Origin of the sequence: Sphingomonas sp. (genome assembly GCF_017744835.1) — a bacterium.
Classification (GTDB): Bacteria; Pseudomonadota; Alphaproteobacteria; order Sphingomonadales; family Sphingomonadaceae; genus Sphingomonas.
Genome location: NZ_JAGIAM010000005.1, coordinates 1 through 14,231, shown reverse-complemented (window position 1 = coordinate 14,231; position 14,231 = coordinate 1). Strand labels below are relative to the sequence as shown.

Annotated in this window: 12 protein-coding genes and 1 riboswitch; of the genes, 8 read left to right on the top strand and 4 right to left on the bottom strand. The window is 69.1% G+C overall.

Features of this window, described 5'->3' with window-relative positions; genetic code table 11:
- The first annotated feature begins 341 nt into the window (after positions 1-341).
- Positions 342-2,813, top strand: a complete 2,472-nt coding sequence (locus tag J7500_RS15145) for a TonB-dependent siderophore receptor (protein WP_294062712.1) — start codon at positions 342-344, stop codon at positions 2,811-2,813.
- A 2-nt stretch (positions 2,814-2,815) separates the two neighbouring features.
- Positions 2,816-4,312, top strand: a complete 1,497-nt coding sequence (locus J7500_RS15140) for a CehA/McbA family metallohydrolase (protein ID WP_294062711.1) — start codon at positions 2,816-2,818, stop codon at positions 4,310-4,312.
- A 155-nt stretch (positions 4,313-4,467) separates the two neighbouring features.
- On the opposite strand, the gene rnhA is transcribed toward J7500_RS15140, so the two are convergent.
- The 3 genes from rnhA to ispH all read right to left on the bottom strand — a co-directional run bounded on the left by rnhA (position 4,468) and on the right by ispH (position 6,965).
- The gene (gene rnhA / locus J7500_RS15135) at positions 4,468-4,908 is read right to left on the bottom strand and encodes a ribonuclease HI (RefSeq protein ID WP_294062709.1); all 441 of its coding nucleotides are present in this window, start codon (positions 4,906-4,908) and stop codon (positions 4,468-4,470) included.
- Positions 4,905-5,861 (bottom strand): homoserine kinase, encoded by a 957-nt coding sequence (thrB, locus tag J7500_RS15130; protein WP_294062708.1) that lies wholly within the window; start codon positions 5,859-5,861, stop codon positions 4,905-4,907. Before thrB ends, rnhA begins: the two co-directional genes overlap by 4 nt.
- A 150-nt stretch (positions 5,862-6,011) precedes the next feature.
- Positions 6,012-6,965 (bottom strand): 4-hydroxy-3-methylbut-2-enyl diphosphate reductase, encoded by a 954-nt coding sequence (gene ispH, locus J7500_RS15125; protein ID WP_294062706.1) that lies wholly within the window; start codon positions 6,963-6,965, stop codon positions 6,012-6,014.
- Between the two features lie 108 nt (positions 6,966-7,073).
- Here ispH and J7500_RS15120 point away from each other — a divergent pair, with 108 nt between their 5' ends.
- From J7500_RS15120 to gcvPB, 5 genes are all read left to right on the top strand, one after another.
- The gene (locus J7500_RS15120; protein ID WP_294062705.1) at positions 7,074-7,724 is read left to right on the top strand and encodes a hypothetical protein; all 651 of its coding nucleotides are present in this window, start codon (positions 7,074-7,076) and stop codon (positions 7,722-7,724) included.
- Positions 7,725-7,953: 229 nt separating this feature from the next.
- Positions 7,954-8,056, top strand: a riboswitch (glycine riboswitch).
- 61 nt (positions 8,057-8,117) lie between these two features.
- Positions 8,118-9,335 (top strand): glycine cleavage system aminomethyltransferase GcvT, encoded by a 1,218-nt coding sequence (gcvT, locus tag J7500_RS15115; protein ID WP_294062704.1) that lies wholly within the window; start codon positions 8,118-8,120, stop codon positions 9,333-9,335.
- Positions 9,336-9,338: 3 nt separating this feature from the next.
- Complete coding sequence (gcvH, locus tag J7500_RS15110) at positions 9,339-9,710, top strand: glycine cleavage system protein GcvH (protein WP_294062703.1); 372 nt, start codon at positions 9,339-9,341, stop codon at positions 9,708-9,710.
- Between the two features lie 133 nt (positions 9,711-9,843).
- Positions 9,844-11,202 (top strand): aminomethyl-transferring glycine dehydrogenase subunit GcvPA, encoded by a 1,359-nt coding sequence (gcvPA, locus tag J7500_RS15105; protein WP_294062702.1) that lies wholly within the window; start codon positions 9,844-9,846, stop codon positions 11,200-11,202.
- A complete protein-coding gene (gene gcvPB / locus J7500_RS15100; protein ID WP_294062701.1) occupies positions 11,199-12,770 on the top strand; it encodes an aminomethyl-transferring glycine dehydrogenase subunit GcvPB in 1,572 nt (523 codons plus the stop codon). Before gcvPA ends, gcvPB begins: the two co-directional genes overlap by 4 nt.
- Before the next feature lie 178 nt (positions 12,771-12,948).
- On the opposite strand, the gene J7500_RS15095 is transcribed toward gcvPB, so the two are convergent.
- Positions 12,949-13,422, bottom strand: coding sequence for an isoprenylcysteine carboxylmethyltransferase family protein (locus J7500_RS15095; RefSeq protein WP_294062700.1), 474 nt, complete (start codon positions 13,420-13,422; stop codon positions 12,949-12,951).
- A gap of 90 nt (positions 13,423-13,512) precedes the next feature.
- Between J7500_RS15095 and J7500_RS15090 the strand changes: the two genes are divergently transcribed.
- A complete protein-coding gene (locus tag J7500_RS15090; RefSeq protein WP_294062699.1) occupies positions 13,513-14,046 on the top strand; it encodes a CcdC protein domain-containing protein in 534 nt (177 codons plus the stop codon).
- Positions 14,047-14,231 lie beyond the last annotated feature (185 nt).

The window sequence follows — 14,231 nt, the reverse complement described above, 5'->3', positions numbered from 1 at the left end:
GGGAGAGGGAGGGAGCCGACGTTAGTCGGCGGAAGGGTGAGGGGGAGTGAGACTCAGCCCCCTCATCCTTCCCACTCGCTGCGCGAGCGGGCCCCTTCCTTCTCCCACAAGGGGAGAAGGAGGTAAGGCTGCTTCCCCCGATCCCGGACATCCAGCCCGCGCGACGATAGCGGCCGTCTGTGAGTGCACCCAGGCTCTTCGCAGCTGGGCGAAGCGGAAGTTTCATCAACGCTCCGTCGCTTTTCATTGCGTTGCAACAACAACGCAGCCGAGCCGTCATCTTGCGGTCTTAGGCGCGCCCTCGATCCGCAGTCCTGCGGATGGGGTTAGGGGACATCAGAATGATCGCCGCAAAAACGGCTCGGGCCGCTCTCGTCGCATTGCTTCTTACTGCCAGCACCCAGGCGCTCGCGCAGGCTCAGACCGGCGAGAGCGAGGCTCCGGGCGACGATATCGTCGTCACCGGCCGCGCCGGCACCGGCGATCGCACCCGCGCCGAGATGAGCTTCTCGGTCACGCGCATCGAAGAGGAGAAGCTGCGGCTGCAGGCGCCGACAAGCGTCACCGAGGCGCTCAAGTCGGTACCCGGATTCTGGGTCGAATCCTCGGGCGGCGAGGCGAGCGGCAACGTGCGTGCGCGCGGCGTGCCGGTCGACGGCTTCGGCTCGATCCAGCTACTCGAAGACGGCATCCCGATCCAGCACGATCCGGCGCTGGGCTATCTGAACGGCGACCAGGTGTTCCGCCTCGACGAGACGATCGAGCGCATCGAAGTCGTCCGCGGCGGCCCGGCCTCGCTCTTCTATTCGAACGCGCCGGCGGGCGCGGTCAACTTCATCCCGCGCCAGGTGGGCGACAAGGCCGAGGGGCTGGTCAAGGCGACGCTCGGCGCCGACAGCCTCTATCGCATGGACTTCTGGGCCGGCGCGCCGATCGGCGACGACTGGAAGCTCGCGATCGGCGGCTTCTACCGCTCCGAGGGCGGCGTGCGCGACCCCGGCTTCACCGGCAACCGCGGCGGCCAGCTGCGCGCCACCATCTCGAAGCAGTGGGAGCGCGCCAGCTTCAGCTTCGACGCCAAGCGCGTCGACGACACCGTCGTCTTCTACACCGGCATCCCGATGCGCACCTATCCGGACGGCAAGATCCGCGCGGTGCCCGGCTTCGACGGCCATTACGGCACGGTCGCGGGGCCCGAGACCGAGCGCGTCAAGATGATCATGGGCGATGGCAGCACCTATGATTTCGACAACAGCGTCGGCACCCAGGTCAAGCGCACCCAGCTGACCGCCAAGTTCGAGTTCGAGCCCTGGGACGACTGGAAGATCAGCAACACCAGCCGCTACAACGACACCGCGACCCAGCGGAACGGCGTGTTCCCCAACACGCTGCAGAGCGCGACCAGCCTGCTCACCCAGGCCGCGCCGATGCTCGCCACCGTGCCGGGCGCGACGGCGCTGCAGCTGCGCTACGTGACCACGCCGACCCAGGTCTATGACAATGCCGCCCAGAACGGGAACGGGCTGGTCATCGTCGGCGGCCTGCGCGGCCTCACCCTGCCGGTGAAGGAGTTCATGAGCGACACGCGCATCTCGCATCGCTTCGACATGGGCTCGATGACCCACGACATCACCTTCGGCTATTATTTCGCCCATATCGACGAGGATTTCAGCCGCTATTCCTCGACCGCGCTGCTCGACGTGCAGGACAATGCGCGGCTGCTGAACCTCGTCGCGGTCGACGCCGCCGGCACGGTGCTCAAGACCTTCACCGACAACGGCATCTACAAATATGGCTATGAGTGGGAGGACGCGCACGGCGAGCAGACCACGCATGCGCTCTACCTCGCCGACGAATGGCAGGTGACCCCCGAGCTGCGCATCGACGGCGGCGTGCGCTGGGAGACGATGAACGCGCGCGGCACGGTGGCGCTGAAGAAGACGGTCAACCTCAACCCGGCCAACCCGGCGACGTCGTCGATCTCGACCGGCAGCGGCGTCTACGCCAATTACGACAACAACTTCAGCCGCGCGACCTGGACGGTCGGCGCCAACTACCAGTTCAGCCGGCGCGCCGGCCTGTTCGCGCGCTACACCTCGGCCAACCGCCTGCCGAGCCTGGGCAACTACGTCACCAGTCCGACTGCCAAGCCCGTCGTCCAGACGATGGACCTTGGCGAAGTCGGTCTCAAATATGCCGACCGGCTGATCGAGCTCTACGCCACCGGCTTCTGGACCAAGTACCACAATGTCTCGTTCACGAACTACCGCTTCGACCTGAACGGTCCGGCGGTAAGCGAGGCGCGCTTCGCCGACACCCAGACCTTCGGCGTCGAGCTCGAGGGCACGGTGCGCCCCGCGCGCTGGTTCGACGTGTCCACGACCGCGACGCTCCAGGACCCGCGCTACAAGGGGCTCACTTATGTCGACGCCGCGGGCAAGACCTTCGACTTCGACGGCAATCGCCTGATCCGCGTGCCCACCACCAGCGTGCGCGTGGTGCCCGGCTTCAACCTGCTCGGCGACAAGCTGCGCCTGCAGGCGTCGTACGAATATGAAGGCCCGCGCTACGTCGACACGGCCAACTCGGTGCGCCTGCCGGGCTATGCCACGATCAATCTCAGCGCCCGCGCCGAGATCGGCGGGGGCCTGACGCTCTACGGCTATGTCGACAATCTCAACAACTCGCTGGGGCTGACCGAAGGCAATCCGCGCGCGGGCGAGCTGCAGAACGCCGATGCGGGTGCCAATACCTTCATCGCCCGCCCGCTGCTCGGCCGGAACTTCCGCGCCGCGCTCATGTACCGATTCTGATCGTGCGGGGAGCCGTGCTCGCCGCGCTGGCGCTGGCGCTCGCCGTGCTGGCGCCCGGCCGCCTGCTCGCGCAGGAGGCGGGCCCGGCTCCCTGGCGCACGCTCAGCGGCGCGATCACGCGTGCCGATTACGAGCATTATCACGAAGTCCCGTTCGATCTTCCCGAAGGCGTGACGCGGCTGACGATCCGCGTCCGCTACGGCAAGGAGCAGCATACGGTCGTCGACCTCGGCCTCGCCGATCCGCAGCGCTTCCGCGGCTGGAGCGGCGGCACGCGCGACGCGATGACGCTCAGCGTGGAGGACGCGACGCCGGGCTATCTCCCCGGGCCGCTTCCCGCCGGGCAATGGCGGCTGATCCTCGGCGTGCCCAACATCCGCCTGGGCGTCGAGGCCAGGTTCGAGGCGCAGGTCTTCATCGAGCGCCAGCCGGTCGTCCAGTCCTTCGCCGACCGGCCGATCAACCCGGCGCCGGGCTGGTATCGCGGCGACCTGCACATGCACAGCGGCAACAGCGACGGCAAATGCCTGTCGCAGGCGGGCGAGAAGGTGCCGTGCCCGGTCTATCGCACCGTCGCCACCGCCGCCGAGCGCGGGCTCGATTTCATCGCGCTGACCGATCACAACACCACTGCCCATTATGCCGCGCTCCGCGAGCTGCAGGGCGCGTTCGACAGGCTGCTGCTCGTGCCGGGGCGCGAGGTCACGACCTTCCAGGGCCATTCCAACGTGTTCGGCCCGACCGACTTCCTCGACTTCCGCACGCTCGCGCCCAGCTATGCCGAGGCGGCCAAGTGGATGGACGCGGTGAAGCGCGAAGGGGGCCTGGTTTCGATCAACCACCCGGGCGCGCCTTCGGGCGAGATCTGCATGGGTTGCGGCTGGCGGATCGACGATTTGCCCGAGGGCGCGGTGCAGGCGGTCGAGGTCGTCAACGGGGGCACCATGGCCGAGACCGGCTCGGCCGAAAGCCCGCTCCAGGGCTTCGCCTTCTGGCACAAGCTGCTGAACGCCGGCCGGCACGTCACGGCGATCGGCGGCAGCGACAACCACAATGCCGGCATCCCGCTCGACAAGCTCGGCGCGATCGGCACGCCGACGACGGTCGTCCATATGGAGGCGCTGTCGCTGCAGGGCCTGCTCGACGGCATCCGCGCAGGCCGCGTGTTCATCGACGTCCAGGGCAGCCGCGACCGCTTGCTCGACCTTTCGGCGACCAGCGGCGGTCAGACCGCGGCGATGGGGGGCACCCTCAGCGTCGCCCGCGGCCGCGCGGTGCGCTTCACGGCCGAGGTGAAGGGCGTCACCGGCGGCGCGGTCCAGCTGATCATCGACGGCAAGGCCGATCCGGCCTGGCGCAAGGGCATCGCCGCCGACGGCAGCATCACCATGCCCGAATGGCGCAGCGACGGCGGCCGCCACTGGGTCCGCGCCGATGTCGGCGACGGCAGCGGCGCGCTGATCCTCGTCGGCAACCCGATCTATGTGGAGCCGCGCTAAGCGGGTCGATCCGTTGTCCTGAAGCAGGCAGCGCCCCGGCGAAGGCCGGGGCCCAGTTGCTATGTCATTCGAGAGGTTCCCATACCCCTCCAGGCTGCTCCATACCGGGCCCCAGCCTTCGCCGGGTACGGATTTTAGTTCGGCCGAATCCGACTCTACGCCCTCAGCGCCGCGTCGCTGGCCAGCTTGTCGGCGCGCTCGTTATCGGGGTGGCCGGCGTGGCCCTTTACCCACACCCATTCGACGCGGTGGGGCTTGGAGGCGGCGAGCAGCTCCTGCCACAGCTCCGCGTTCTTGACCGGTTTCTTGTCCGCGGTCCGCCAGCCGTTCTTGAGCCAGCCGTGGATCCATTTGGTGAGGCCGTCCATCACATAGCGGCTGTCGGTCGAAAGCGTCACGCGGCACGGCCGCTTGAGCGCCTTCAGCCCCTGGATCGCGGCCATCAGCTCCATGCGGTTGTTGGTGGTGTGCGCCTCGCTCCCCGAGAGCTCCTTCTCGGTCGTGCCCATGCGCAGCACCACGCCCCAGCCGCCGCGTCCGGGATTGCCTTTGCACGCGCCGTCGGTGGCGATCTCGACATGGGGAAGCTCGGTCATTCGAAGAGCGAACTACCGTGCTCCGCATAGAAGTCGAGCCTGCGGCGATAGGCGAGGGGGTCCTTTCGCGTCACCATCGCGTCGGCCGGGGTGTTGAGCCAGTCCCAGGCGCGCGTCAGGAAGAAGCGCAGCGCCGCGCCTTCGGCCAGCACCGGCAGCGCGGCGCGTTCCTCGGCGCTCAGCCCGAAGCTCGCCGAATAGCCCTCGACCAGCGCGCCGCCCACCGCGGCGTCGAAGTTGCGGCCGGTGGCGTCGAACGACCAGGCGCCGTGCGACACCGCCAGGTCGTATGCGCGGATGTCGGTGCAGGCGAAATAGAAGTCGATCAGCCCGGTGACGCGGTCGCCGAGCATCAGGACGTTGTCGGGGAACAGGTCGGCGTGGATCGCGCAGGTCTCCAGCCCCCGCGGCCAGTGCGCCGCGATCCGGTCGAGCGCGGTGCGCGCCCAGTCGAACAGCCCCGGCTCGATCGCATCGAGATCGCGCCCGCAGCGCTCGAGCAAAGGCGCCCAGGTCTCGAACCCCATCGAGTTGGGCCGGTCGAGCGGGAAGTCCGCGACGGCCCTGTGCATCCGCCCCATCGCAGTCGCGGCGGCGCGCGCCTGGGCAGGGGTGGGGTGCGATACCGACACGCCCGAGAGGAACTGGATCAGGCAGGCCGGCCGCCCCTCCAGCTCGTGGATGATCCGCCCCTCGCGATCGGGCACCGCCGGCGGCACCGGCAGGCCGGCGTCGGCGAGATGATCGAGCAGCGCCATGAAATAGGGCAGGTCGTCGGCCGCGACGCGCTTCTCGTACAGCGTCAGGATGAAGCGGCTCCTGGTCGTGTCCACCAGGTAGTTGCTGTTCTCCACGCCCTCGGCGATGCCCTTGGCCGAGACCAGCTCGCCCATGTCGAACCGGGCGAGGAAGTCCGCCAGCGCCTCCGCCGATACCTGGGTGTAGACCGCCACATTGCCCCCTTGTCGTCATCCCCGCGAAAGCGGGGACCCATCTCCTGAACTTACCGCGGATACAACAGCAGTTGTGCTTGGGGTGCGTATAGGGCGCAGTCTGCACTCCCCTCCCTTGCAGGGAGCGGAATCAAGCGAGGGGAGAGGCGTTCAGGCCGCCTGGAGCCCGCGCGGGAGCTTGAAGGCGATGTTCTCGGACACCGTCTCGAGTTCGCGCTCGGAGACGGTGAAGCGCTCGCCGATCTGGTCGACCACTTCGCGCACCAGCAGCTCGGGGGCCGAGGCGCCTGCGGTGATTCCTACCGTCCGCACGCCTTCGAACCAGGCGAAATCGATCTCGGCGGCGCGCTGGATCAGCGTCGCGCGCGTGCCGGCGCGCTCGGCGACTTCGACCAGCCGCATCGAATTGGACGATTTGGGCGATCCGATCACCAGCACCAGGTCGGCCTGCTCGGCGATCGCCTTGACCGCCGCCTGGCGGTTCGAGGTCGCATAGCAGATGTCGTCCGCGCCCGGCGCCAGGATGCTCGGGAAGCGCCGCTTGAGCACTGCCAGCGTCGCCGCGGTGTCGTCCACCGACAGCGTCGTCTGGGTGAGAAAGGCGAGGTTCTCGGGATCGGCGACCTGCACCTTCTCGGCGCAGGCGACGGTCTCGACCAGGGTCATCGATCCTTCGGGCACCTGGCCGAAGGTGCCGATCACTTCGGGGTGGCCGGCGTGGCCGATGAACAGGATGTGCCGCCCCGCCGCGACCAGCCGCTCGGCCTGGCGGTGGACCTTGGAGACGAGCGGGCAGGTGGCGTCGAGATATTCGAGCCCGCGCTCGGCCGCCTTGGCCGGCACTGCCTTGGGCACGCCGTGCGCCGAGAAGACCACGGGCACGTCGTCGGGCACCTGGTCGAGCTCGTCGACGAAGATCGCGCCCTTCGCCTTCAGGCTGTCCACGACATATTTGTTGTGGACGATCTCGTGGCGCACATAGACCGGCGCGCCGTATTTCTCGATCGCGAGCTCGACGATGCGGATCGCGCGGTCGACTCCGGCGCAGAAGCCGCGCGGCGCGGCGATCAGCAGATCGAGGGCGGGTTTCAGGGCTTCAGCCATCACGCGAGCGCTCTACGCGATTGCTTGCGCGTGCGAAAGGCGGTTCCTATGGTGCGCGCCGTTTCCGGGTCGCCCCTGCGGCGGCCCGCGTCCTATGAAAGGTGCCCTGTGTCCCTCGCCAGAATCGCTGTCCCCGCCCTGATCCTCCTGGCTGCCGGCGGCTGTTCCCGCACCGGCGACATCGAAGCGAGCGGCGGAGGGGCGGGCATCACCGCAGTGCGCACCGCCTGCCCGATCGTCGCGGTCCCCGCAGGCACCGGCGACATCACGCTGTTCAACCCGCCCGCGAGCCGCGACGCGGCGGCGATCGACGTGACGGCGGCGCTCACCAACGTCCAGTCGACCTGCAACGACGCGGGCGATCAGGTGGTGACCAACGTGACCTTCGACGTGCTCGCCCGCCGCGCCCAGCCTGGGCCGGCGCGCACCGTGACCTTCCCCTATTTCATCACCGTGGTGCGCGGCGGCAACGCCGTGGTCGCCAAGCGGGTCCACCAGATCGCCGTCCAGTTCGGCGACGGCCAGCTGCGCGCCCAGGCGAGCGGCCAGGCGAGCACCAGCATCGACCGCGCCGCCGCGACGCTGCCGCAGGACGTGCGCGAGCGACTCACGCGCCGCCGTCGCGCGGGCGAGGAAGCCGCCGCGATGGACCCGCTCGCCGATCCGGCAGTGCGCGGAGCCGTCGCCGCCGCGACCTTCGAGGCGCTGGTCGGCTTCCAGCTCACCGAGGACCAGCTCAAGTACAACGTCACGCGCTGAACCTCTCATTCCCCTCCCGCTTGCGGGAGGGGAGCGCAGACTTCTGGGGACAGTCCGCAAACCCCGATTGACTCCGCCTCGCCGCCCGGCCAAGGCTCCTCCCCGTCGATGGCGAGCAATCGCCATGGGTACGCGAGGGAGAGTGTCCGCCTCAGCTCCGAAGGAGCGGCGGCGGACCGCCGAAGGAGCAACCGCCCCGGAATCTCTCAGGCACAAGGGACCGCGCGGACCACGACACTCTGGAAAGCGCTGCCGAGGAGGCAGCCACCGAAGGGGTAACCTCGCGTCGCACGCGGGGGAAAGCTCTCAGGTCCCGTGACAGAGGGGGTGATGGAATCGAACGCCGTATCCGGGCGTTGAGACCGTCGTTCCTTTCATGCGCGGAGTGCCCCGATGAGCCGAGACGTCCACAACGGCCCCACCGACGAATTCACCCAGGCGCGCGGCACCGAATACAGCCACGATGCCGACGCCGGCGAGGCGCCCGAGCTGCTCCAGCTCCCGCTCGACCAGTGGCACCGCGCGCGCGGTGGCCGGATGGTGCCCTTCGCGGGCTATGAGATGCCCGTCCAGTACGAAGGCATCATGGCCGAGCACGTCTGGACGCGCGAGCATGCCGGGCTGTTCGACGTCAGCCACATGGGCCAGCTGCTCTTCTCCGGCCCCGATGCCGACGCCCAGCTCGAGACGCTGCTGCCGGGCGACATCAAGGGGCTCGGCGAGGGCCGCATGCGCTATTCGCTGCTGCTCGCCGAGAACGGCGGCATCCACGACGACCTGATGGTCACGCGCCTGCCCGCCGAGAACGCCTTCGAGGCCGAGGGGCGCGATTTCTACATGGTCGTCAACGGCGCGACCAAGTGGGACGACATCGGCGTCTTCCGCGAATTCCTTCCCGACGAGGTGGGGATGAGCCATCTCGACGAGCAGGCGCTGCTCGCGCTGCAGGGCCCCGAGGCGGTGACGGCGCTCGAGCGCGTCGTCCCCGGCGTCTCGGCGCTCGTCTTCATGACCGCCGCCGCCTTCGAATGGCAGGGCAATCCGCTCTGGGTCAGCCGCTCGGGCTATACCGGCGAGGACGGCTTCGAGATTTCGATCCCCGGCGACGCCGCCGAAGCCTTTGCCGAGGCGCTGTGCGCCCAGCCCGAGGTCAAGCCGATCGGCCTCGGCGCGCGCGATTCGCTGCGGCTCGAGGCGGGGCTGCCGCTCTACGGCCATGACCTCGACCTCGAGACCACGCCCGTCGCCGCCGATCTCGGCTTCGCGCTGTCGAAGCGTCGCCGCGAGGAAGGCGGTTTCGCCGGCCACGCCCGGATCATCGCCGAGCGCGAGCAGGGACCGGTCGCCAAGCGCGTCGGGCTGATCGTCGACGGCCGCCAGCCGGTGCGCGAGGGCGCCGCGGTGGTCGACGACGAAGGCACCACGGTCGGCAAGGTCACCAGCGGGGGCTTCGCGCCCACGCTCCAGAAACCGATCGCCATGGCTTATGTGCCCGCCGCGCTCGCCCAGCCGGGCACGCGCGTCACGCTCGCCCAGCGCGGCAAGATCCATCACGCGGAGGTCGTCGCCATGCCCTTCGTGCCCCATCGCTACGTCAGAAAGGGAAGCTGACTCATGAGCCGTTACTACACCGAAGACCATGAGTGGATCGAAGTCGACGGCGAGACCGCCACGGTCGGCATCACCGATTATGCCCAGGGCCAGCTCGGCGACATCGTGTTCGTCGAAGTGCCCGAGGAAGGCCGCACCGTCGCCAAGGGCGACGACGCCGCGGTGGTGGAATCGGTCAAGGCCGCGTCGGACGTCTATGCGCCGGTCGCCGGCACGGTGATCGAAGGCAATCCCGCGCTCGCCGACAATCCCGCTCTGGTCAACGAGGACCCCGAGGGCGAAGGCTGGTTCTTCAAGCTGACGCTGGCCGACACCGGCGAGCTCGACAGCCTGATGGACGAGGCCGGGTACCAGGATTTCGTGAGCAAGCTTTGACCTGAACTCCCCCTCCCGCGTGCGGGAGGGGGCTGGGGGGTGGGCGCTCGCTCTCCCCCAGCGATGCCGCCCGAGGATAGCGGGCGCCCACCCCCGGCCCCTCCCGCAAGCGGGAGGGGAGAGAGATGCGACAATGCGCTACCTGCCCCTCACCGACACCGATCGCCAGGCGATGCTCGCCACGGTCGGCGCCAGCTCGATCGACGACCTGTTCGTCGACGTCCCCGAATCCGCGCGCCTCGCCGGCCCGGTGCCCGGCCTGCCGCTCCACGCCAGCGAGCTCGCCGTCGAGCGCCACATGAGCGCGCTCGCCCGCAAGAACCTCGCCGCCGGCGACGCGCCCTTCTTCCTCGGCGCCGGCGCCTATCGCCACCATGTGCCGGCCTCGGTCGATCACATCATCCAGCGCGGCGAGTTCCTGACCGCCTATACGCCCTACCAGCCCGAGATCGCGCAGGGCACGCTGCAGGTGATGTTCGAGTTCCAGAGCCAGGTCGCGCGCCTGCTCGGCTGCGAAGTCGCCAATGCCTCGATGTACGACGGCTCGACTGCCTGCTGGGAAGCCATCGTCATGGCCCGCCGCGTCACGCGCCGCGGCAAGGCGATCCTCTCGGGCGGGCTGCACCCGCATTATGTGTCGGTCGCCAACACCATGGCCAAGTTCACCGGCGACAAGCTGGTCACCGCGCTGCCGACGCTCAGCCCCGAGCCCGACACGCTCGACCTGATCGACGCGATCGACGACGAGACCTCGTGCGTCGTCGTCCAGTATCCCGACATCCTCGGCCGCATCGAGGACATGACCGCGCTCGCCGACGCCTGCCACGCGAAGAAGGCGCTGCTCGTCGCCGTGGTCACCGAGCCGGTGGCGCTCGGCGCGATCAAGTCGCCCGGCGAGATGGGCGCGGACATCGTCGTGGGCGAGGGCCAGTCGCTCGGCGTCGGCCTCCAGTTCGGCGGCCCCTATGTCGGCCTGTTCGCCTGCTCGGAGAAGCTGGTCCGCCAGATGCCCGGCCGCCTGTGCGGCGAGACGGTGGATGCCGAGGGCAAGCGCGGCTTCGTGCTCACCCTCTCCACACGCGAGCAGCACATCCGCCGCGAGAAGGCGACCTCGAACATCTGCACTTCGTCGGTGCTCTGCGCGCTCGCCATGTCGGCGCACATGACGCTGCTGGGCGAGGCGGGCCTGCGCCGCCTGGCCGAGATCAACCATGTCGCCGCGAGCGCCGCCGCCGACCGGCTGGCCGAAGTCGACGGCGTCGAGCTGGTCACCGACCGCTTCTTCAACGAGTTCACGCTGAAGCTCTCGAAGGAGGCCCGCCCCGTCGTCCGCACGCTCGCGGACAAGGGCATCCTCGCCGGCGTCTCGCTCGGCCGCCTCTACCCCGACGCGTCCGGGGTCGCCAACGGCCTGATCGTCGCGGTCACCGAAACCACCACCGAGGAGGATGTGGAAACGCTTGCCTCCGCGCTCGAGGAGGCGCTGGCATGAGCAGCATCAACCAGTCCGGCTGGCGCCCGACCACCCCCGAGAAGGGCGAGAGCCAGGGCGAGACCTTCACCGGCAACCGCGCGCTGATGCTCGAGGAGCCTTTGATCTTCGAGATCGGCTCGACCGAGACCACCGGCGTCGACTTCGCCGAGGCGCCCGCGGGCAAGTCGCGCCTGGGCGGGCTCGAGCGCTCGAAGACCATCGGCCTCCCCGGCCTGTCCGAGCCCGAGGCGGTGCGCCACTACACCCGCCTCAGCCGCCAGAACTATGCGATCGACCTGGGCCTGTTCCCGCTCGGCTCGTGCACGATGAAGCACAATCCGCGCCTCAACGAACGCATGGCGCGGCTCCCCGGCTTTGCCGACATCCACCCGCTCCAGCCGGTCGACACCGTCCAGGGCGCGTTCGAAGTGATCCACCAGCTCGCCCACTGGCTGGTCACGCTCACCGGCATGCACAGCGTCGCGATGAGCCCCAAGGCGGGCGCGCACGGCGAGCTGTGCGGCATCCTCGCGATCCGCGCCGCGCTCGACGCGCGCGGCCAGCAGGCGCGCAAGGTCCTGCTCGTCCCCGAGAGCGCGCACGGCACCAACCCCGCCACCGCGGCCTTCGCGGGCTTCACCGTCGAGGACATTCCCGCGACCGAGGAGGGCCGGGTGAATCTCGACGCGCTCAAGGCGCGGCTGGGGGACGACGTCGCCGGCGTGATGATCACCAATCCGAACACCTGCGGGCTGTTCGAGCCGGACCTCAAGGCGATCTCGGACGCGGTCCATGCCGCGGGCGGCTTCGTCTATTGCGACGGCGCCAACTTCAACGCGATCGTCGGGCGCGTCCGCCCGGGCGACCTCGGCGTCGACGCGATGCACATCAACCTCCACAAGACCTTCTCGACGCCCCACGGCGGCGGGGGCCCCGGCTCGGGCCCCGTGGTCTTCTCGGAGGCGCTCACCCCCTATGCCCCGCTGCCCTTCGTCGAGAAGCAGGGCGAGCATTTCGCGCTGGTCGAGGAAGAGACCGCGGGCGAGCATCACGCCGGCAGCTTCGGCCGCATGGTCGCCTTCCACGGCCAGATGGGCATGTTCACCCGCGCGCTGACCTATATCCTCAGCCACGGCGCCGACGGCCTGCGCCAGGTCGCCGAGGATTCGGTGCTCAACGCCAATTACGTGCTGCGCTCGATGGAGGACGTGCTCGACGCGCCCTTCGCCAAATCGGGGCCGTGCATGCACGAGGCGATCTTCAGCGATAAGGGCCTGCCCGAGGGCTTCTCGACGATCGACATCGCCAAGGGGCTGATCGACGAGGGCTATCACCCGATGACGGTCTATTTCCCGCTGGTGGTCCACGGCGCAATGCTCGTCGAGCCGACCGAGACCGAGAGCAAGGCGACGCTCGACCAGTTCATCGGCGCCTTCCGCTCGGTCGCCGCGCGCGCCAAGAACGGCGAGCCGGCGCTCAAGTCCGCGCCCCACTTCGCCCCCCGCCGCCGCCTCGACGAGACGCTCGCCGCGCGCAAGCCGGTGCTGGCGTACAAGGAGCCGGCGCAGGCCGAAGCGGCGGAATAGCCCTCTTAAGCCCCTCCCCTTCAGGAGCATCAGGTCGGCCATGCCCCCGGCATGGTCTGAACAGCGCGGGGCGCTGTTCACCTGATGCTGGGTTTGGGGTGGGGGACTCTCCACGAGCGTCTCCGCCCGCGATTACTGCCCCACCCCAACCCCTCCCCTGAAGGGGAGGGGCTCGGAATCAAATCCAGCGGCGCACGCTGGCCTTGTACGCGCGGTACCGGTCCCCGAACCGGCCCTCCAGATAGGCCTCCTCGCGCGCGATCACTTCGCGCTCGATCACCAGCATCACCGGCACCAGCAGCACCAGCGCGAACAGGCTGTCGGTCACCAGTGCGATGCCGGCGTAGATGCCGGCCATGCCCAGGTACATCGGGTTGCGCGTCCAGCGGAACACGCCGTCGGTCGCGAGCGCGGTCGAGGTCTTCCACGGCTTCACGTTGGTGCCCAGGTTGCGGAACAGGCTCGCGGCGGAGAGCATCGTGCCCGCGCCGAGCACGATTCCCAGCCAGCCGAGCAGGTTGGTGAGCGAATGCGGCAGCGGGATGCCGGGATCGCCCAGCATCTTGTTGATCGCCAGCCCCGCCAGCAGCCCGCCCAGATAGGCGATGGGCGGCGGGAATTTCACGTCTGCGCTGTCGTCGTCTCGGTCCATCTTCCCCTCCTGTGCCATAGATGGACCCGTTCGCTGGCCCTCGCAATGGTCGCCTTGCCAGGATGCGCGCGCTCGGCAAACATGGCGGCGATGAACGCTTCCACCCCGCAGCCCGGCTGGATCAGCTATGCGATCCCCGCCGTCGTCATCCTCGTCGTGCTCGCGCTGCGCTGGCGCAGGCTGGGCCGCGCGCGTCCGCTCAAGGTCGAGCGGCTGTGGATCGTTCCCGCCTTGTATCTGGTGATCGCCGCGCTCGGCTTCTGGCGCTTCCCGCCGGTCGGGCTCGGCTGGCTCTGGTGCCTGATCGCGCTCGGGGCGGGGGCCGCGCTCGGCTGGCAGCGGGGAAGGCTGATGCGGATCAGCGTCGATCCGGTGACGCACGAAGTCTCGCAGAGCGCCTCGCCCGCGACGATGGTCTTCGTGCTGGTGCTGATCCTGATCCGCTCGGGCGTGCGCAATGCGGAGGCGCTGGGCGGCCCGGCCTTCCACGTAGACGTCGCGATGCTCACCGACGTGCTGATCGCCTTCGCGCTCGGCCTGCTCAGCGCCCAGCGGACCGAGATGTGGCTGCGCGCCCGCCGCCTGATCGGCCAGGCGCGCGCGGGCGTCGCTCCGGAGGTCTAGGGCGTATGGACAAATTCGAACGGCAGAAACCCGCGCTTGCTCGCCGGGAACCGGTCATTCCGCTAACGCCCCGATGTCGGTCGTTCCCCTCGGAGATCGCGGTTCCCGATTGCGGACGATCGTTCAGCGAGGCAGCCTGATGCGGCGACGATCACTCCTGCCATCCGGAGTTAGCTACCGCTCCC

Excerpts from the sequence above, each read along its gene's own strand:
- J7500_RS15145 (WP_294062712.1), top strand. The coding sequence starts at position 342 with ATGATCGCCGCAAAAACGGCTCGGGCCGCTCTCGTCGCATTGCTTCTT.
- rnhA (WP_294062709.1), bottom strand. The coding sequence starts at position 4,908 with ATGACCGAGCTTCCCCATGTCGAGATCGCCACCGACGGCGCGTGCAAA.
- ispH (WP_294062706.1), bottom strand. The coding sequence starts at position 6,965 with ATGGCTGAAGCCCTGAAACCCGCCCTCGATCTGCTGATCGCCGCGCCG.
- gcvT (WP_294062704.1), top strand. The coding sequence starts at position 8,118 with ATGAGCCGAGACGTCCACAACGGCCCCACCGACGAATTCACCCAGGCG.
- gcvH (WP_294062703.1), top strand. The coding sequence starts at position 9,339 with ATGAGCCGTTACTACACCGAAGACCATGAGTGGATCGAAGTCGACGGC.
- gcvPA (WP_294062702.1), top strand. The coding sequence starts at position 9,844 with ATGCGCTACCTGCCCCTCACCGACACCGATCGCCAGGCGATGCTCGCC.
- gcvPB (WP_294062701.1), top strand. The coding sequence starts at position 11,199 with ATGAGCAGCATCAACCAGTCCGGCTGGCGCCCGACCACCCCCGAGAAG.
- J7500_RS15095 (WP_294062700.1), bottom strand. The coding sequence starts at position 13,422 with ATGGACCGAGACGACGACAGCGCAGACGTGAAATTCCCGCCGCCCATC.
- J7500_RS15090 (WP_294062699.1), top strand. The coding sequence starts at position 13,513 with ATGAACGCTTCCACCCCGCAGCCCGGCTGGATCAGCTATGCGATCCCC.